An 18,876-nucleotide genomic window follows, 5' to 3' on the forward strand; every position below is an offset into this window, starting at 1 on the left:
ATAACAGAGACCTGCTGTGGGAATGAATAAAACCTATAAACCCTCGTTAAAAGGGCTTCTGTGCCTGCATTCTGTTGGTTGCATAGTCATTACTGCACTCATGCTGATATTGGTGGTGGGCGTTGTTCTTAAGATTCTGACTGAAAAAAGAATTATTGAATCTAACACCGCCTATGCCCGTAAGCTTGCTGATATGACCGACAGTACATTCAGAACGGCACAAAAAGAGCTTGCATACAGTGCCACTCAGATTAAACGTTTTGAAGACAAACAGGCACTACAGCAAGAAGCTGACAGATTAAGACTGCAATCGGATATGTTCAGTTCAGTCGTGATGCTAACGCCAGACGGTTACGTTGCGGCATCCTCTCCACCAGGTTTACTGCCTGTTGGTACGTCTTTGAATGTTGCCCCTGAGCAGTTGATGGCGGTAAAAAAGGGGGCGTTCGTATCAGAACCCTTTACACCTTCCACAGGTAACTATCTCATTTTTTTGTCGAACCCGATCTATTCCTCTTCGGGGGCGTATCTGGGTTATATTGCAGGATCTATCTACCTGAAAAGAAAAAGTATTTTAAGCCGCCTCATGAGCCATCATTTTTACACTGATAAAACAACGATCAGCATTGTTTCAGATACTGGAGAAGTCATTTATTCACCTGATGAGATGCTTACAGGAAAAAACAATCCTTTGACTACCAGCCTGACGACGCGGCTGAATCAGGCCAGCAGCGGTGGATTAAAGACAACGTTAGAACAACGCGACTGCCTGTTAGGCTATTCAGACGTTATCAAAACCAACTGGCACGTATTCGTATGCGTTTCGCCTGACGTGGTCAGCACGACACTCACGCTTATCGCTAAAGATGTGTTGGTTTATGGACTGGTGATAGCATTGCTATTGGTCGGTGTGAGCATCTTTGTTTCCACGCAGATTTCCAAACCGCTCGAAAGACTCGCTGGCCTGACCCGGTCTACTACAACGAAGGATTTGCCTCCCAAAATCAAGGGTATAAAAACGTGGTATAAAGAATCTGACCGGCTGAAAAAATCTTTTTTGGCTTATTCGAACACAATTAATAAAACGTTGGCCATATTACGTGATGATGCAATAACCGATCATCTGACCAAACTGTATAACCGACGTGGATTTGAGCAACTTACCGCGCCTTACCTCTCTGCTAAAAACGAACATAGTCTTGCCTCTTTCGATATCGATTACTTTAAGCGCATTAATGATCACTATGGGCATGATATCGGTGATAAAACGTTAGTTGCCGTCGCGATGTTTTTAAAAAAAGGCTGCCGCACTAACGATATTGTTTGTCGGTTTGGTGGCGAAGAATTTGTTGTTTTCTTTCCGAATACACAAATCTCAGAGGCTGAATCTATTGCAAATCGTATCCGTGAACATATCGCATGTGCGCAATTTAGCGAAATAGGAAAAATGACAATATCAGCTGGCGTGGAGAGTTTAGCTCACCATAACAACGATATTGAGGAAACATTGCTTTCCGTTGACCAATGGTTGTACCAGGCAAAGCATGAGGGGCGAAACAGAGTTGTTTCTGCCAGAAGTAAACTGATTTCGTCGTAAAAAATGCACTGCACGACGTCAAGATTATCAACATTGAGATCTCAGCGTCGTGCAGTGGACAAGGGTGAAAAATCGTTAAAAAAGCTAACTACTTCTTTCACAGACGAAAAGTGGCGTAGTCTCAGAGTAAAAAAGCCAGGCTTTATCACCGTAAGGCCTGATTTTCAGCAGCAGAGGCTTCCCTTTTTCAATAAAGAAATCAGGTAACCATTTTCTTTGATCCTGAACGCTCATGGTCATTTGTGGCGAGTTGATGACCAAATCTGAGTTAAGGTGATAATAATAGCCCTGTTCTCGATAGGAGAAAGATATGGTTTTACTTAAATAACCATCGGCTTTATTTTTTTCATGAAGCGTACCAGAGAGAGCCAGTATACCTTTGCCATTCTGGATGTTTTGAGAAATGAATAAATTTAGCGTGCTATCTTGCCACTGATAAGAAATATCCGCTTTACATGATATACGGTGTTCCCGGTTTCCACTAAATGGATACAATAAAAGAGCGATAAAGCATAGCCCTGTCAGAACCAGAATTTTATTCATCATTGAAATTCTTAACATAATAATGAGAGAGACAGTTTGCTCGAATTGTAGCGTGCAAGGGGTGCTGGCATTGAAAGTAAGAGAGTCTGTCAGCATTTTTAAAAGATGTCATATAGATATATTGACTGTCTTTACAATTGATATCCAAATCATCTACGCGTTTTTTTAACTCAGCGCTATTGAGCCAGGCGTCTGAGTTATTAAAAATCACGCAGCCTTTATAGTCCATGCTGTGAGCGAAAACGGGCTCTGCCGATTGCGGTTCGACTTTGATAAAAATAAAAATACAGCAAAAAGAAACGAAAGTGATGGCGGTAAAAAACACATTTTTAAAAGAGAGTCGTGCTAACAACATTTCTGTTGTGGGTAGCCATGGCGAGTGATCACGTTGACGTGTTGAGGGTAAAACCGTCTTATCATCTTTATCATCCTCGACATCTGCGTGCTGTAACACGGCTGGAGATGCTCCCTCGTGCGATTCTGTGTTTTCTTCTGACGAAAGAGGTTCATAATTTTTCTCACTCAAGACAGTTGCTGAAGAGGCTGTAACGGTATTTTCTTTCATCACCACGGTTTGTGGTGACAGAATAAAACCACGCCGGGGCATCGTTCGAATGATGTCTTCCTGCAGTCCGGCTTTACTCAGTGCGCGCCTGAGGCTGGATATATTCTGATAGAGGGACGTAGAGGTCGGCTCCATGCCAAAACGACGCCATGCATAGTCAAAAAACTGTTGATGAGTGACTAACTCACCGACATTTTCAATGAGCAACTCGAAGCATAGTGATGCTGAAGCACTAATGATCGCCGGATTGCCTCTGCCAGTAATTCTTTTTTTCTCGGGTTCAAAAACCAGAAAGTGATTAAGTGTAATCTTTCGGCTCAAAGTGCTCTCCATCTGTACCAAAAGAAATGGACATGAATACCCATCTATTGAAAGGAATTAATAGATAAAAATTTGTTATCTGAATCGACATCAGCATAGTGCTGAATAATTTCCAAATCAAATTAAATAAAAGAGTTTTATTTGCATGCCTTTGGCTTTTTTAATTTAAGTGGAATATAAAATACATGATTTAAGTTGTAAGTAATTGATTTTATTGTTTATAATTTTAAATTTAATTTAATAAAAAATAGTAATGTTTTTAGAGGGAACCTGAAGCGGGTTTAGGCTTCTTATGTAGCCCGCTGTCGCACGCGAAAGACAGCAGATAACGATGTTAAAACGCGCAATTAACTTCTCAAAAATTTCTCTAATAGTAATTATATACATTCTCATTTGCCCTGTCAGTCAGGCGTTCTGGTCAACGGCAGGTGTCAGATTCATTTGAACTCTCATTGGTTTACGCGCTTGCTGCCGTTCACTGCATCATTCAAAACAGACGTTGTTGTCAGCATACGCACTCATATGAAAAACGCACATACATACTTTAATAAGCCGTCAGCGCTATCCACATCAGAGGTAGGCGTAGCTGCATGCGCGCAATCCTCAGGTCGCGCAGACAGACATCATGCGACCAGGGGGGTTGGGCGAGGATAAAATCTGCAAGAAAATAATGTGCAGGGTTGTTAAACCAACCAGATTAAGCCCAGATTGCAGACTGAGCGGAACGAATACACCCTCCATTTTCAAAGAACCTCTACCTCAATGATACTCATCGTCACTGCAGCCTGAGATCACGCATCAGCCGTGGTTTAAGTAAATCACGCGAGAATTCAAGGTGGGCATCACAGAATCTTACGTTGCTTCGTTTAACGTTAAGGTATTGCATTTCAATGGGGCGTTGATGATGTTTTTAACTGCCCTCACTTACCTGTGTCATGCTGTATTTATCCATACCTGCGACATTATGGCTTAGCAACGCATCGTAGATATCATGTAATCAATATCCCGCTGTAACAAACACCACTCTCATCGACCTGACAGAATGTCTGTCGTTTCCTGATCTCCTGACGTTAAGTATCGAAAAGTGCGCTACCCAGGCCTGAGGCCCAATGTTCTAAGAGCGTCACGGTTTGCACCGCACTTTCTTTTTCAAACATATTGCTGATTTAACGGGAAGGTAGGATAAAACGGTAAGCTTTTCTGGTACGACTATCTGACTAAAAGATATGGCTGTGAGTCAATGTAAACCAGTAATGAACTAAAGGAATGAAAATGGTCAGGAATGAAAAATCTTAAGTAATGCATTCAGATTGAGTGACTAACGACAGCGTCAGGCTGAACGTTTGTCTATTTTAAACGTGATTAGTAGGGCAATGAAACAGCGTCAATCAGATGTGACGGCATGGCGTTGTGTGTACTGACGCTTCGACACAGAAAAAAGTATGAAAAGGAACTGGAAAGGGCAGTCTAATCCGGCAGGTGTCCATTGCAATCTTTAAAAGACGGGTTTTCACGCAGTGATAAGTAAATATTTGGAGTTGATGTGTATGTTCTTTTCTGAATTTATTTATAAATCAATCAAAAAAACATTGCTTTAAATGTGGCATAGGGTATGTGTCTATCTTATTGATTTTTAACAATAAAAAACAAAAGATCATTTTATAAAAAAAGAGATTAATTCATATGGCGATTTCAATGTTTAACGTTATATTTCTCACCGCATTAAGCCTGAGCGGCTTGTGTCGATTTTTTTATATAGAGATAAGGAAGAATAACGTGTCTTTTAATAAAACAGTATTAGCGTTGAGTTTCACCACCAGTGCATTATTTTGCCATTCAGCCATGGCGGGAACCGACATTAATGTTCATGGCATCATTGCGCCGAACGCCTGTACAGCAAATGTTGTAGGCGGTGAGGCTCTTGACTGGGGGATTACTCAGCACAAAGATCTTAATCAAACCGCGGTCAATACCTTTGCAGCGAAACAAGTGACATTACAGGTAAGTTGTCCCTCAGCGCAGAAAGTGGCATTCTGGGCGACCGACCCCAATGAAAGCAGTGCTATGGTGGGTGTGAATACCAATAACAGAAGTGGGCATGCAGATAGTACGCGTATTTTTGGTTTAGGGATGGATCCGGTAACGGGAAATAAATTGGGGAATTTTACCATCAGCCCTGTTTCATCAACGGTAGACGGCGTGACCAATACGACCTCTTTCGGTTACCAGAATAGTGGTTCGCATAGTGGTACTGCGTTTGGTCGTGTGTTAAATGCCAATTGGAGTTATAAGAAAACGGAAGACTGGACACCATGGGATGAAACGACTAGTGCACCAGCCTCAGGGAAAGTTATTTCATGGGTGTTTGACATCGAACCGCAATTAAACGCCGGAAATATGATAACCAATGCACAACAGGTTGACTGGCAGGGTACTGCACAGATTAACGTACGTTATTTCTAATTTATTTTTTTGAGAGCGACAGCAGGCATCTCCCTATGAGGTGCCTGATTTTGACATGCAAAAAATATATTATGTTGTTACTGTTATTTTCTTTTTAATTTTTATAGCACCAGTGCGGAGTGAAACGCTACATTTTGATTCTAATTTGATGGCTGCGAATGGTATCACTTCTGCGCAGCTTGATAATGCACTTAATCAGCATGTAATGCCAGAGCGAGAAACGGAATCTGATATTTACATCAATGGAAAATATATTTTATCAGGAAGGGTTTTTTCGGTTAAAAATGCAGCGGTTTATTCGGAAGACATAAAATTAAAAGCAGGAATAAAAGCGTTAGCATGGTCGCCCTACAAAGCCAGAAATGGCAGTAAATATTTTTATCTGGATAAACAGATTCAGGCTAAATTTGATCGGGCTAATAATACCTTACGGTTATTAGTCCCTGTAAAATATCTGATTAATCCAGAGGGGAAGCAAAGGTTGAGTGGCGGGAACGGGGCATTTATAAATTACAATACCTATGCCTATCGCTTTTCAGGAGGAGAAACCTCCCTCAACAGTATCAATACAGATTATGAAGCCGGAATTAATATGAACAATACGATTATTCGCTCACATGGTTACTACAGTTCCTTTAGCAGCCGTAACGCACGTACGGCGGTTAACACGATACGTGATGGCTATATTGAGCGAGACTATCAAAATGTTCGCGTCCGCGCAGGACGAACAATCGTTAGCGATGGTGGGTTTGGCACTGGCTATATTGATGGTGCCATCATCTCCTCCGCCAACGGCAACGCGACGGCATTTGTGAACTTTAATTATGAAGCTGCAGAAACGCTGACTGTCGAGTTCTGGCAAAATAACTTGCTTCTCTGGAAACAAATCATTCAGAAAGGCCATGCGGAACTGCGTAATATTCCGGTAGCTGGCTTTAGTGATGACGTCAGGGTATTGGTTAAGCGAGACGGGCAGATCGTTGACTCGCGCATCATCTCACGCGCGCAAATCACCTCTGACCAGGATGGTAACGCGGGCTATTATGCTTTTACGGGACGTACCGTTAGCGGCAGCAGAAGCACGGTAAGCGGCGCCGGTTTCTCCAGAACGCTAAATTCAATCTTCGCCCCATCGGTCGCTATGGTCACTGCGTCAGGCTATCGCGGGCTTACGGTCAGCAATACGGCTTTCGAAAAAGATTTTCGCTTTCGCTCCAGCCTGACAAGCGTACAAAATGAGAAAAACCAGAAGGGCCTGAGTTTGGATGTTTCAGGCAGCTATAAAAATACCAGCCTTAATTTTAGTCGTAACAGCCGGCATTTTAGCTATATTGGCCAGGCACGACTCGGGAATTACAATGCACAGCGGAGCAGCATTGGTTTAACGCAAACGCAGCAGTTTTCCTATGGCGTGACAGGAAGTATCTCGTTAACACATTATCGTTTCTACGATGCGCCTGGTTTCAATTCATTGTCAGGCAGTCTGAACTTACCTGTGGGAAAAGCTTCGTTGGGCGTAGGTGTCTCCTACATGTCATTAAGCCCCGGACAAACGCAAAAAGATAAGATCAGCCTCAATCTTTTCTTGAGCCTTCCACTAAGTTTCAACAAACACAGCGCTAACTGGCGAAGTCAGTATTACACGTACGGTAACAGAGCGCGCCTGTCGAATTCGCTCAGTGCGCCGGTATCTAAAAACTATACCGTGACTGCCAGCCAGATGCGTACGTCGGGCGCGGGTCGTTCAGAAAGCTACTCGCTGGATAATGCCGTCATTACACCTTACACCACTGCGGATGTCTCGCTCTCCCAGGGACGAGATGCCGGAGGCGTATCGCAGACCACCGCGGCATATTTATCCGGTGCTGTTGCCATTAGTAAAGAAGGCGTTATTTTCTCACCAAACCGTATTGGCAATACCTGGGCGGTGGTCGACACAGGCGTCCATCATTATCTTGATGTCGCCTCATTACAAAGTAGTGCGGTCACCAATCATGATGGAAAAGCCATAATTACGCCTGTCGCTGAAGGACGAAATGATTTTATTCGCGTTAGCCCGGAAGGTCTGCCATCAGGTGTAATCATTAAAAACAACGTCAGAGATTTTTCAGCTGTTCGCGGATCGGTGCCGTTCTTTAAATTTGGCATAGCGGATAACCGTTCAATGCTGTTGAAATGGAGCCACAAACCTTCTGACATTCATCAGATTGATCTTTTTTATGACGGTTCTGGAAAATTAATTGCCCGTTTCATCGACAAAGATATTCTTTTAATCGATGAAAAAGATATCGGAAAGCTGGAATCAGAAGGTATGTCGTCACCTACGCATTTAAATATGCAATGTAAACTTTCATCTCGTCGTCTGAATCAACAGGAGAGTATTAAAAATGTTATTTTCAACTGCCATGCTTCGTAACGTTTCTATGAGTGTTTTCATATTTACAGGTCTTATTCATGATGCCAGTGCCGAAATTCTACCTTCATCATCAGCGGTGTTGATCGAGTCAGGTAAGCAGGAGTCGACTATTGATATTAAGAATAATGGCGATAAAAGTGTGCTGCTTTACAGCAAAATCCGGCGTCTACCAGACGATAATCTTGCCGGTGGCACACTGTATACTGAACCTCAGGCTATTGTAATAGGTCCAGGCGACATCCAGAGCATTCGGGTAATTTACCGTACCAATACGCCGGATGTAAAAGAGCATATCGCGCGCGTCGTATTTACAGGATTACCACCTAAGGATGAGGTCAGCGATGGAAAGGTGAAAATTCTCATTGGGCAAGATCTGCCGGTCGTAGTTAACGTCAGAAAAGATATCGAGCAAAAAGATATGTGGCAGCGCGTACAATATCAGTTAGTCCGCGGCGATCTCTGTATAAGTAATCCCAGCGCTAAAGTGTTCCGTTTCTCACCTTTGGTTAATACAGATGAAGGCGGATCGAAAATCACTTTTACGAAGCCTTATGTTCTTCCGCAGGAGACGTTGTGCGCTACACCTTCTCATCCACTTTCAAAGGGTATGCATCTGAGCATCACCAGCGTCAGTGATTATAATTATCAGTTAAAAACAAACAAAGTCACCCTGTAGTTTATTGCAGGCGCGCCTTTGAGGTTTACTGATTCGCTATGGAGATAACATGTGCTTAGGGTTATCGGGAAACATGGAGAAAATGTTTTTTTAACGGACAAAGAAATTGCCGTAATAGGGTTTTACATGACCGGAATGAAATTACAGCAGATTGCGTGCCGGACAGGCATGGATGTGCTGAAAATTCGTTACCACAAACGCAGGGTGATGCGTAAATTAGGTGTGAAAAACAATAAGGAACTTATTCTCTGGTTCATCGCCAACCGTCCCTCTTTTAGTCTTGAGGAGAGGGAGGGTTAGTGCAAAACGAGGATTCATCCAATTAATAACCATCGGGTGTACGTGGTTTGAATATTTTGGCGAACGCTCTCGGCACTGTGCCGGCGATATGCCTTCCTCTCCGCAATGTATGTGGGCAGGTGCAGGGAAGGTTTATGGCGTTGGAGGCGGTGCTGGCAAAACGTTGCGAGGAAAAGGGGGCTTTTGGCCGCTGTAGGGGGGAAAGATATTGCCGGAGGATTCTGCGCCTTTCTGTAACTGGCGGGGGATGAGTTACAGACAGGCGCAGATAATACCCTTTCTGGTTGTGTAACGTCCTAAAATTGTTATCTCAATGTTCTGAGCTGAACGCTTTATTGAATATGAAAATAGCGAGAGGCTAATAAAAAACAGTACATCCGATATTCTGAGAATGGAAATCTGTTCTGTGTGGCTTCGTGCTTAGGGTTTCTATCAATTAAATGCGGCGTTTTTAGAAATTATGATGCCGGTTTAGCGGGGCATGTTAATCCGGTACGTACAATCCGGAATTATCTTAGCTAGTCGTTCACTGAATGCCACCAGGTTAGGGAAGGGGGCATTTTTATATGGCGTTGGGATGATGAATGACAGGTTGGGATTTGAAGTTAATTGTTAATTAAATATTTTTTTTGGTTATTTGTGGAGAGATAAAAAATTATTGCTCCAGTGGAGGGGTTGTGACTTTTATGGATAATGCAAAACGTTGTCTGACATTTACTGAAAATGAAGTAGCGGTTACCTGGTTTTTTATGACCGGGATGACAGTAAGGCAAATAGCCGAATGGATGAATCTGCCGGAGAAAGCAGTCAGTTATTATAAACGGAGAGTGATGAAAAAAATCGGCGTGAAGAATGATAATGAATTCATTATGTGGTTTTTGGAAAACAGGCTTTCTTATCAGAGGAGCGAGATTGAATTTTCTATCCTCCGTCAGAATAAAAGAGCGATCAGGATAAAGTAAATGTTGCAAAAGGATTTAATTGATATGGGAATTAAAAAGAATGTAAGATGCATCCTTACCAGCCTGTTTTTACTGTTATCACTTACAGGTTGTAGCCCTAGCATTTCGTCAAAAGCAAACAGGCAAGACTATACGCTGAGCCATGATTATTCTTCACTCGCCCAAAACGAACGTATTCGTTTCCTGGTTTTTCATTACACGGCCGCTGATAACGCGACATCGTTAAAACTTCTTACAGGTAATAATGTCAGCGCCCATTACCTTATTCCTGAGTCGCCTGACAATACAGCAGATAAACCCCTCATCTATCAACTGGTCCATGAAGATAAGCGCGCCTGGCACGCCGGTGTCAGTAACTGGAATGGGCGTGTCAATCTCAATGATTCTTCTGTCGGTATTGAGATTGTTAATCGTGGTTTTTCAGAAAATATGTTGGGACATAAAACCTGGTATCCCTACGATGAAAAACAAATCAAGGCGCTTGTCGCGTTGTCCAGGCGTATTATCCAGCGTTATAATATTACCCCTGATAACGTAGTCGGTCATAGTGATATCGCCCCCCTGCGAAAACAAGACCCCGGTAAGCTGTTTCCCTGGAAACAACTGGCTGCTCAGGGGATCGGGGCCTGGCCGGAAGCAGAGAAAATAAAAAAATATCTCAACGGTCGTCTACCAACCGCACCTGTGAATGTTCATAAAATGCAGGTGCTACTTAAAACCTATGGATATGATGCTATTCCACAAACGGGTGTGCTGGACGAGGAGACTATAAAAACCATTCAGGCGTTTCAAATGCACTTCAGACCGGCGCTTGATAACGGCATACCTGATGCGGAAACAGAGGCAATTGCTCAGGCGCTTAACGAACAGTATCGCCCAAAGGCCATTGATTGAAGGGATCATCAACTCAAGGCCAGGCAGCGACTTTGAGCATCGGGCTGTTACGGACGCCAGTCACGCAGAGGCGGTGTGCTGGGTGGGCGGCTAACGGGCAAACGTTATGTTTAGGCTGACTCCTTATAAGGGCTCCTGTCAGTTTGTGAACGGAGCCAGACGGAGATTCATATCGCAATTTTACCGTGTTGGCTGTTGTGGATTTAACACCTGGTAAGGCATGTGGCGCGTTTCGCCTGTACTCGGCTTTGCCTTCAATACGTCAATCTGACGGGTTGAGGGCAGGAGCCAGCGCAATTGTTCGTTTTCACGCCCGACATGCTAGCAAGCGATGCGCGGTCACCTGTCAGGCTTGCCTGCACCATCACATTTTCCAATGACGCGTCATCTTGTAACTTCTCAACTCGCGTGACAGTATCGTTACATGTATATACATGTACTGCCGTTTACGCATCCATCCGTTCAACAATAGGTCTCAACGCACCGCGTATGCTGTGTTCCAGTGAGGAAACTATGCCAGCTGAATCACCTGCAGCAGATTATTCAGGCGCAGAGAAACCGCGCCTGTCAGAAACCCGTTCGATTGATTACATCCCGCCGCGCGAACGTCACGGGCAGCCTTTCAGCCAGTTTACCCTCTGGTTTGGCGGTAATCTGCAAATCACCGCCATTGTCACGGGCGCGCTAGCTGTGGTTCTGGGCGGCGATGTGGTGTGGTCGCTGGTTGGGCTGCTGGTCGGCCAAATCATCGGGGCGGGCATCATGTCGTTGCATGCCATTCAGGGCCCGCGCCTGGGGTTACCGCAGATGATCACCAGCCGCATGCAGTTTGGTGTATTCGGTGCGGTCATTCCCCTGGTGCTGGTCTGTATAATGTACGTCGGCTTTTCTGCCAGTGGTACGGTGCTGGCGGGACAGGCGCTGGCGAAGCTTATTCACGTCAGCAACGCGACCGGAATGGTGGTGTTTAGCGCCCTTATTGTGGTGATTGCGGTGCTGGGCTATCGTGTGATTCATCAACTGGGGAAACTGGCGAGCGTGATCGGCGTCCTGGCCTTTGCCTGTTTATTCATCACGCTGCTCTCCACTCACGACTTATCGGCGGTATGGCAGAATCGCCATTTTACGCTGGCTAACTTTCTGCTGGCGGTCTCGCTGTCTTCCTCCTGGCAAATTGCGTTTTGCCCCTATGTCTCTGACTATTCGCGCTATCTTCCCGCCGATGTTTCCGCAAAGACGCTGTTCTGCGCGGTGTTCTTTGGCAGCATGACCGGCACCCAGGCATCAATGACCCTGGGCGTGATCGTTGCCGCGATCGCCGGTAAGGCCTTTTCAGGCAATGAGGTTGGCTATATTGTGAGTCTGGGCAGCAGCGCCACCATGGCGATGGTGATCTATTTCGCCATCTGCTTTGGCAAAATTACGTTCACCACGTTAAATGCCTATGGCAGTTTTATGTCTCTGACGACCATTGTGTCGGGTTTTCGCCAGCAAACCTCGCTCAGTCGGGCGGGGCGCGTTATGTTTGTCACCTCAATGGTGACGCTGGCCTGCGTGATTGCCCTGCTGAGTGAACCGGCTTTCCTGAAATCCTTTACGCACTTCCTGCTGTTTCTGCTGGCTTTCTTTGTGCCCTGGAGCGCGATAAGCCTGACTGATTTTTATCTCATCACCCATGGCAAAGTAGATATCCCGGCGCTGTCGCAGCCAGACGGGCGCTATGGGCGCTGGAACGGGGCCGGTATTTCGGTCTACTTTCTGGGCGTGCTGGTGCAACTGCCGTTTATCGATAACCCGCTTTATCATGGTTCGCTGACCTGGATCTTTGCCGGCAACGACATCTCGTGGATCATCGGCTGGATTGTGACGGCGCTGCTGTGGCTGCTTGCCTGCCGGTGGGATCGGCGGGGCAAACTTGAAGCGTCTGTCTGCCCGGCCAAATAACCGCGAGACGATCGCCAACCGCGACGATCGTCTCGCATCATGTCCAACATTCCCGTCTGTCGCCGTCTGCCAGGGCAGGCTTGAACCTGTTACCCTGCGGGGAATTTTCCAGGTGTGCAGCCGATGACGCGCTTAAAGGCTTTTCTGAATGCACTTTCTGACTCGTATCCCAGCGAGGTGGCAATATGCAGTACAGAGTCATCAGTCTGTTGTAAGCGGTCGCAGGCCAACAGCATTCGCCACTGGGTGAGATAGGCAGCAGGAGCCATACCCACGGTTTGGCTAAAGTGTTGTGCGAACGCCGAACGTGACATTCCCACTTGCGTGGCGAGCGTTTCCACTGTCCAGCCCTGTCCGGGGGCATCGTGCATACAGGCTATCGCCGCGCTCAGCTTTTTATCGCGGAGAGCAAAGAGCCAGCCAGTGCGGGGAGTTGTGCTGTCATCGGCGTGCAATCGCAGGGCCTGTATGACCAGCATAAAAGCCAGTTGCTGCACGATAAGCTCGCTGCCCGGTTGAGGGGCGCGCACTTCCTGAGCCATCCGTTCAAGTGCCCAATACATCGCCTTTTTATCTGCGTCTCTGTGAACATGCACCACGGGTGATAAGGAATGCAAAAGCAGGCGTGCAGCGCGGCCAGCCAGTAAAAAATGCCCGCCTACCAGAAAACAACCTGACGTTTCGTGCGTTTTGGTTGCGATATCGGAAATCATTTCAGTCCGGACGGTCTGAAAATCGACCGGTTTTTGCGTTAAGTCTGTTGCCAGTCTGAAAGGGGGGCCGGGAGGTAAAAGATAACACTCTCCAGCGGTGAGCCTGACGGGCTCTGCCAGTCCCTCAACGGACAGCCAGCAGGATCCAAACACGACGGCATAACATTTGACCCCGTCATGAGCGGGCCACTGGACTGCCTGTGCAGGATCAAGAACAACACCGCCTGAAACGTAACTTTCAGTTTTGAGTAGCGATAACAACTGTGATAGCGGGTCCATAGTCTGCTCCGGACGATCGGACATAAAACAGCGACGTTCCAGCATAGAATGTATTACGCCTCCCGTCTAAATTAGCTGCATCGGGTTGTTAAATGATGGCTGATTCACAGTAAGGACGAACAGGATGCGAATTTTTCTTACCGGCGCGACGGGATTTATCGGCACCGCGGTTGCCGCTCAGCTTATTGCCTCCGGCTACCAGGTTTCAGGGCTGACCCGAAGCCAAAAAGGCGCGGAAGTGCTGGCTGCTGCGGGTGTCGAACCCTTTTTTGGCGACATTAACGACCTTCAATGCCTGCGGCGCGGCGCGTCACTAAGCGACGGGGTTATTCACACAGCGTTTAATCATGATTTTTCCACGTTTGTCGCCCAATGCGAAAAAGACAGGCTGGTGGTTGAGGCGCTGGGTGAAGCCCTGGCGGGAACGCAGCGGCCGCTGATCGTCACGTCCGCCGTCGCGCTGGGCTCAGCAGGGCCTGGCAGCCTGGCAGTTGAAAACCACGTTAACTTTGAACACCGCAATCCGCGTAAGGCGACAGAACGGGGCGCAATGGCGGTCTTAGAAAAAGGGATCAATGTTGCCGTCATCCGGCTCTCTCAGGTGCATAATCCCTTGAAACAAGGGCTAGTGACCTCATTGATTGAAACGGCCCGGCAAAAGGGCGTCTCGGCCTGGGTGGGCGAGGGTCAGAACCGCTGGTCGGCGGTACATATCAGTGATGCTGCACGGCTTTATGTCCTCGCCCTTGAAAAAAATCTGGCGGGCAGGCGCTATCATGCCGTAGCAGAAGAAGGTATTCCCCTGCGCAGCATTGCCGAAACGATTGGACAGGTGCTTGATGTGCCGGTGGTTCGCATTGAGGCGAGTGAAGCATCAGCACACTTTGGCGCGTTGGGCAAATTTGTTGCAGAGGACATGTCTGCTTCGGCTGCAATCACCCGCAGGGATCTGGACTGGAAGCCACAGGGGCCCGGCTTACTGGCTGACCTTGAGCAGGTTCGTCTGCGTTAACGGGATAACGACACTGCTCTGCCAGGTCCGCTGCACCCTAAGTGGACCTGCTCAACGTAATATGCCCCGCCAAAGCGACATCGTTCTACGCGTCGCCGACCGCAGGCGACCAGGTGGTGTGCTTTCCCCGGGAAAAACCCCTTTTTCCACTGACGGGTAGGAGTGCGTGCCTTCTGCAAGATGACGGCTTTGCGTTTGACGTGGCGGTTGTGCGGCAATCGTGCCTGTCTCGCTCGGCAATGCTTTTGCACCGAAGCGAGGCCTTGCTGCGCTTTCGCGTATTTCCCCCGCTACCAGCAGAGCATGTCGGTTGAGTGAAGCCGATGGCGATATCTTACTTGCCCGAAAGTAAATAAGTCTTATTTTCAGTCGGTTATGAACACAGCGCCGCTAAAACTGGCCGCCTTATGCGGTTTTTATCCGATTAAAGAGGCAGTGGGTCAAATTTTTCATAGACTACTATACGTAATCACGTCGTTCGCAGATAACCGAGAAAACAGCGGTTACTGATTTTAGTGACCTTTCATACAGCCTGAGGCTGTCGATTGCTTGAGAAGGGAAAATGATGTCGTTGATCTTTGATGAGTTCTCTGGGGTGCCAACCTGGGTGCCTGCGGTTTTACTGGTTATCTTTTCGTTAATTGTGGGCTTTCTGTCCCGATTTGTTCTTTTTGTGTTTATTCGCTACTGGCAAAATCGCGACAGAAAACTGTTCAAATCGCTTGAAAAGCATCTACGTGGATCCCTGTTTCTTTTTATTCCCCTACTGCTCATCAATATCGGGGTTAATTATATTAATATCCCTCCAAAATCCCTAAATTTTATCACCGCCACCGCCAATATTTTTATTATCCTGTCGGTCTGCTCGGTATTAATTCGGTTAACGAATGTGGCGCAGGATATGCTCTTTATCCGTTATGACATTAATCTGTCGAATAACCTTCGCGCCCGCAAGATTCGTACGCAATTAATGTATGTCAAAAAGGTCGCCATCGTCATCCTGGTGTTATTCTGTCTGTCCATGATTCTGCTGAGCTTTCCGGGTGTGCGTAAATTTGGCACGACGATTCTGGCGGGTGCTGGCGTAGCCGGAATCATCATTGGCTTTGCCCTGCAGAAGTCGCTGGTGAATCTGTTTGCCGGAATACAAATTGCCTTCACGCAACCGATAAAAATTGACGATGCCGTGGTCGTGGAAAAAGAGTGGGGCTGGATTGAGGAGATCAATCTGACCTACGTTGTCGTGCGTATCTGGGACCTGCGCCGACTGGTTCTGCCCATTACCTACTTTACCGAAAATGCCTTTCAGAACTGGACGCGGAATAACGCGCAAATACTCGGCTCGGTTTTTCTTTACGTGGATTATTCCATGCCGCTGGAACCTCTCCGCCAGCATTTTGAAAAAGTACTCAGTGAAACGAGGCTTTGGGATCAGCAGACGCAGGTGCTCCAGGTCACCGATACCAGCGAAAAAACCATGACAATCAGGTTGTTAATGACCGCACAGAACTCTCCCACGGCCTGGGATTTACGCTGTTACGTACGTGAGAAAATGATTGAGTTTATCCAGCAACATTATCCGCAGAGTTTGCCGCATGTCAGAGCGACGCTGACCGATTCGGAGATGAACGGCCAGGAGGCCAGGTCGCAACCCGGCTCGCTTGGGTGACAGCGCACAGAATACAGATGCGCCGGACGGGGCATAAGCGCTATTGTGCCTGTGTCTGGCACACTTGTGCAGCCAGTCAGCAGATTCATTCGTTCATCGACCGTTTATCTGTTGTTAGTGAACTGCTCTGAAATCAGGCCCTTGCTGGCGAATTTATGACTCACAGGACGTTATGATGAAGAAATTTTTGGCTTTAGTGTTTGCGTGTACTGTCTTTGTCCCCTTGAGTGCTGAGGCCGACAGTACCTATGTTTTTTTTCGTCATGGCGAAAAACCCGACAATGCAAGTGGTCAACTGACCTGCAAAGGTCTTAATCGGGCCTTGAAACTTCCTGCAGTGTTGCTGAGCCGCTATGGAAACCCGGATGCGCTTTACGCCTCTGCACCGAAAGAGGATAAAACAGGGAGTTCGCTGCGGCCACTCTCCACGCTGATCCCTCTGGCGGTGCAGGTTTCCAGGCCTGTAATACTGCGCTTTCACGCGGATAAACCCCGTAAACTGGTCTCTGACCTTCTCAATGAGAAACGCGTTCCGCTGACCATGATCGCCTGGGAGCATAAAAATCTGGTCATTGCTGCCCGGACACTTGTTGAAAAAACGGGCGGAGATGCGGCGCTTGTACCTGACTGGCCGTCAGCGGATTTTGATTCAATTTATGTGGTAAAAATTGACGATCGCCAGCACTTCAAATCATTTACTCAGGATGCAGAGGGGCTCAATGACGTTTCATCCCAATGTCCTGACCAGTCATAATTCACGAAGCCGGGGTTTACTGTGTGGCAGAACGGCATCCAACGCGTAAAGGTGGCGAGAGCCTGTTAATATTTTTGACAATCGGTTAAGCGGGATGCGTTTTGATGGACAAAAGTGATCTTACTGAAACGTCTCGGATCAAACATGGGGAAGAGGCGTTTGACGTCACCTTATTGCAGGTTAAGGGGGCGACGCGCTGTATCCTTTTTGCTGCGGGGCTGGGCGGCAGTCCGCTGCGCCATCTTGAACTTCTCCAGACCTTTGCCCGCCATGGCGTTTCCGTTGTCGCGCCACACTTTGAACGGTTGACCTCACCCGTGCCCGCCAGCGCTGAATTACTGGAACGCTGCCAGCGGCTTGCGCGGGCTCAGAATGAATTTTGTAGCGGTTATGCGTCGGTTACCGGTGTTGGCCACTCCCTGGGTAGCGTGATTTTATTGCTTAATGCCGGGGCTGTAGCGATGACAAGCACAGGGGAATCGGTTGTTTTCGCCGGCGACCGGATGTTGCATCGACTTATTTTACTGGCACCGCCCGCCGATTTTTTCCAGGCTCCGTCTGCGCTGGCAGCGGTGAACGTACCTGTTCACATCTGGGCAGGTGAAAAGGACAGCCTGACGCCCCCGTCCCAGGCCTGCTTTCTTAAACAGGCACTGGAGGGTTACACGCAGACTTATCTCTGTGTGATGGCAGAGGCCGGGCATTTTACCTTCATGAATACCTTGCCTCCGCAGGTAACCGATTCACATCCGTCGCGAGAGGCCTTTCTTTTAGATTTGGGCGAAAACATAGCCCGGCTGGTGACGGATTAGCACAGAGGGCGGGGCGATGAGATTTTTGCAGGGATAACCTCTTCCAGCTGATACGATTCAATCATACTCATCAAAAGCATCATTTCATCCTGTCTTAGGGGCTACTGTGAAACAGAAATCGAACTATCGCGTGGGTGACTGTGACGTCTTCAAGGTTTCGGAACTTGAGGCGTCATTATCTGTGAGCATGCTGTATCCAGACCAGCAGCTGGACGGTCTTTCTCCTGAAAATATCGCGCTTTCGGTGCATAGCTGGATTGTCCGAACGCCAGATAACGTCATTGTCATTGATACAGCGAGTGGTAATGGACGTGAGCGCCTCGGCTCTCCGCTTTCCCACCAACTGGATACGCCTTATGAACAATGTTTTCGCGAGACAGGCATTAATCCCGATGAGGTGGACATCGTTTTGCTCACCCATCTGCATGGCGACCACGTTGGCTGGAATACCCATCAGGTTGAAGGCAAGTGGGCGCCATTTTTCAAAAATGCGCGCTATCACTGTTCCGCTATTGGCCTGAAAAGCTGGCAAAACGATCCGGCAAGAAAAACGGTTTTAGAAGACAGCTTTAACCCGGTGATCGATGCCGGGTTACTTGAGACGTTCGATGTGAGTCAAACGCCGCATTTCGCTGAAGTGTTACGCGTTGTCCCGACGCCGGGGCACAGCCACGATCATGCGTCGATTATCCTGCACAGTGCGGGGGAATATGCCTTATTCAGCGGTGACCTGATGCATAACGAGCTTCAGGTCAGGCAGCCTCATCTGGCCTCACGCTTTTGTGCCAACGCAGAGCAGGCTGAAGTTCAACGCCGCTGGGCGATGGAATGGGCTGTCGAGAATCAGGCGCTATGGTTCAGCGCTCACTTTGCCCGAAGTTCCGCCGGTCATATCAATAAAACGGCAAACGGCTTTGAATGGCGTTTTGTCTGAGCCGGTTGGGTTATCTCACGTT

At 47.4% G+C, this 18,876-nt stretch carries 16 protein-coding genes; 13 read left to right on the plus strand and 3 right to left on the minus strand.

Going from position 1 to position 18,876, the window contains the following annotated elements:
- Window positions 1–16: 16 nt before the first annotated feature.
- Window positions 17–1,597: a sensor domain-containing diguanylate cyclase gene (locus ACPXSQ_RS05550; RefSeq protein WP_210456234.1), complete on the plus strand. Its 1,581-nt coding sequence runs from the start codon at window positions 17–19 to the stop codon at window positions 1,595–1,597.
- Between the two features lie 84 nt (window positions 1,598–1,681).
- Here the strand turns inward: ACPXSQ_RS05550 and ACPXSQ_RS05555 are convergent, their stop codons facing one another.
- Together ACPXSQ_RS05555 and ACPXSQ_RS05560 are read right to left on the minus strand one after the other, a co-directional pair.
- Window positions 1,682–2,140 (minus strand): hypothetical protein, encoded by a 459-nt coding sequence (locus ACPXSQ_RS05555; protein WP_019105277.1) that lies wholly within the window; start codon window positions 2,138–2,140, stop codon window positions 1,682–1,684.
- On the minus strand, window positions 2,133–3,038 hold the full coding sequence (locus ACPXSQ_RS05560) for a winged helix-turn-helix domain-containing protein (RefSeq protein WP_014593630.1): 906 nt from the start codon (window positions 3,036–3,038) through the stop codon (window positions 2,133–2,135). The genes ACPXSQ_RS05555 and ACPXSQ_RS05560 overlap by 8 nt, the downstream gene beginning before the upstream one ends.
- A 1,671-nt stretch (window positions 3,039–4,709) precedes the next feature.
- On the opposite strand from ACPXSQ_RS05560, the gene ACPXSQ_RS05565 reads away from it, so the two are divergent.
- The 7 genes from ACPXSQ_RS05565 (at window position 4,710) to ACPXSQ_RS05595 (ending at window position 12,681) form a co-directional block, all read left to right on the plus strand.
- The gene (locus ACPXSQ_RS05565; RefSeq protein ID WP_426143069.1) at window positions 4,710–5,489 is read left to right on the plus strand and encodes a DUF1120 domain-containing protein; all 780 of its coding nucleotides are present in this window, start codon (window positions 4,710–4,712) and stop codon (window positions 5,487–5,489) included.
- 55 nt (window positions 5,490–5,544) lie between these two features.
- Window positions 5,545–7,905, plus strand: a complete 2,361-nt coding sequence (locus ACPXSQ_RS05570; protein ID WP_028715094.1) for a fimbrial biogenesis outer membrane usher protein — start codon at window positions 5,545–5,547, stop codon at window positions 7,903–7,905.
- The gene (locus ACPXSQ_RS05575) at window positions 7,877–8,581 is read left to right on the plus strand and encodes a fimbria/pilus periplasmic chaperone (RefSeq protein WP_013025675.1); all 705 of its coding nucleotides are present in this window, start codon (window positions 7,877–7,879) and stop codon (window positions 8,579–8,581) included. Before ACPXSQ_RS05570 ends, ACPXSQ_RS05575 begins: the two co-directional genes overlap by 29 nt.
- 51 nt (window positions 8,582–8,632) lie before the next feature.
- Window positions 8,633–8,881, plus strand: a complete 249-nt coding sequence (locus tag ACPXSQ_RS05580) for a helix-turn-helix transcriptional regulator (RefSeq protein ID WP_013025676.1) — start codon at window positions 8,633–8,635, stop codon at window positions 8,879–8,881.
- A 686-nt stretch (window positions 8,882–9,567) separates the two neighbouring features.
- Window positions 9,568–9,843, plus strand: coding sequence for a helix-turn-helix transcriptional regulator (locus ACPXSQ_RS05585; RefSeq protein ID WP_029568750.1), 276 nt, complete (start codon window positions 9,568–9,570; stop codon window positions 9,841–9,843).
- Window positions 9,844–10,737, plus strand: a complete 894-nt coding sequence (locus ACPXSQ_RS05590; RefSeq protein WP_013025678.1) for an N-acetylmuramoyl-L-alanine amidase — start codon at window positions 9,844–9,846, stop codon at window positions 10,735–10,737.
- Between the two features lie 513 nt (window positions 10,738–11,250).
- Window positions 11,251–12,681 carry a purine-cytosine permease family protein gene (locus ACPXSQ_RS05595; RefSeq protein ID WP_426143073.1) on the plus strand — a complete coding sequence of 477 codons (1,431 nt, stop codon included), beginning with the start codon at window positions 11,251–11,253 and terminating at the stop codon, window positions 12,679–12,681.
- Window positions 12,682–12,770: 89 nt separating this feature from the next.
- On the opposite strand, the gene ACPXSQ_RS05600 is transcribed toward ACPXSQ_RS05595, so the two are convergent.
- Window positions 12,771–13,673 (minus strand): AraC family transcriptional regulator, encoded by a 903-nt coding sequence (locus ACPXSQ_RS05600; protein WP_420916628.1) that lies wholly within the window; start codon window positions 13,671–13,673, stop codon window positions 12,771–12,773.
- Window positions 13,674–13,797: 124 nt separating this feature from the next.
- On the opposite strand from ACPXSQ_RS05600, the gene ACPXSQ_RS05605 reads away from it, so the two are divergent.
- From ACPXSQ_RS05605 to ACPXSQ_RS05625, 5 genes are all read left to right on the plus strand, one after another.
- Window positions 13,798–14,685: an SDR family oxidoreductase gene (locus tag ACPXSQ_RS05605; protein WP_072138733.1), complete on the plus strand. Its 888-nt coding sequence runs from the start codon at window positions 13,798–13,800 to the stop codon at window positions 14,683–14,685.
- A gap of 565 nt (window positions 14,686–15,250) precedes the next feature.
- On the plus strand, window positions 15,251–16,354 hold the full coding sequence (locus ACPXSQ_RS05610; RefSeq protein ID WP_015700371.1) for a mechanosensitive ion channel family protein: 1,104 nt from the start codon (window positions 15,251–15,253) through the stop codon (window positions 16,352–16,354).
- Between the two features lie 172 nt (window positions 16,355–16,526).
- A complete protein-coding gene (locus ACPXSQ_RS05615) occupies window positions 16,527–17,108 on the plus strand; it encodes a histidine phosphatase family protein (RefSeq protein WP_426143076.1) in 582 nt (193 codons plus the stop codon).
- Between the two features lie 104 nt (window positions 17,109–17,212).
- A complete protein-coding gene (locus ACPXSQ_RS05620) occupies window positions 17,213–17,920 on the plus strand; it encodes an alpha/beta fold hydrolase (protein ID WP_029568755.1) in 708 nt (235 codons plus the stop codon).
- 106 nt (window positions 17,921–18,026) lie between these two features.
- Window positions 18,027–18,854 (plus strand): MBL fold metallo-hydrolase, encoded by an 828-nt coding sequence (locus tag ACPXSQ_RS05625; RefSeq protein WP_072138735.1) that lies wholly within the window; start codon window positions 18,027–18,029, stop codon window positions 18,852–18,854.
- Window positions 18,855–18,876: the final 22 nt, after the last annotated feature.

Origin of the sequence: Pantoea sp. EEL5 (genome assembly GCF_049892805.1) — a bacterium.
GTDB lineage: Bacteria > Pseudomonadota > Gammaproteobacteria > Enterobacterales > Enterobacteriaceae > Pantoea > Pantoea ananatis.

Bases quoted from the DNA above. Each gene is read 5' to 3' on its own strand.
- ACPXSQ_RS05600 (WP_420916628.1), bottom strand. From the start codon at position 13,673: ATGGACCCGCTATCACAGTTGTTATCGCTACTCAAAACTGAAAGTTAC.
- ACPXSQ_RS05595 (WP_426143073.1), top strand. From the start codon at position 11,251: ATGCCAGCTGAATCACCTGCAGCAGATTATTCAGGCGCAGAGAAACCG.
- ACPXSQ_RS05560 (WP_014593630.1), bottom strand. From the start codon at position 3,038: ATGGAGAGCACTTTGAGCCGAAAGATTACACTTAATCACTTTCTGGTT.
- ACPXSQ_RS05605 (WP_072138733.1), top strand. From the start codon at position 13,798: ATGCGAATTTTTCTTACCGGCGCGACGGGATTTATCGGCACCGCGGTT.
- ACPXSQ_RS05565 (WP_426143069.1), top strand. From the start codon at position 4,710: ATGGCGATTTCAATGTTTAACGTTATATTTCTCACCGCATTAAGCCTG.
- ACPXSQ_RS05590 (WP_013025678.1), top strand. From the start codon at position 9,844: ATGTTGCAAAAGGATTTAATTGATATGGGAATTAAAAAGAATGTAAGA.
- ACPXSQ_RS05575 (WP_013025675.1), top strand. From the start codon at position 7,877: ATGTTATTTTCAACTGCCATGCTTCGTAACGTTTCTATGAGTGTTTTC.
- ACPXSQ_RS05585 (WP_029568750.1), top strand. From the start codon at position 9,568: ATGGATAATGCAAAACGTTGTCTGACATTTACTGAAAATGAAGTAGCG.
- ACPXSQ_RS05610 (WP_015700371.1), top strand. From the start codon at position 15,251: ATGTCGTTGATCTTTGATGAGTTCTCTGGGGTGCCAACCTGGGTGCCT.
- ACPXSQ_RS05555 (WP_019105277.1), bottom strand. From the start codon at position 2,140: ATGAATAAAATTCTGGTTCTGACAGGGCTATGCTTTATCGCTCTTTTA.
- ACPXSQ_RS05570 (WP_028715094.1), top strand. From the start codon at position 5,545: ATGCAAAAAATATATTATGTTGTTACTGTTATTTTCTTTTTAATTTTT.
- ACPXSQ_RS05620 (WP_029568755.1), top strand. From the start codon at position 17,213: ATGGACAAAAGTGATCTTACTGAAACGTCTCGGATCAAACATGGGGAA.
- ACPXSQ_RS05615 (WP_426143076.1), top strand. From the start codon at position 16,527: ATGATGAAGAAATTTTTGGCTTTAGTGTTTGCGTGTACTGTCTTTGTC.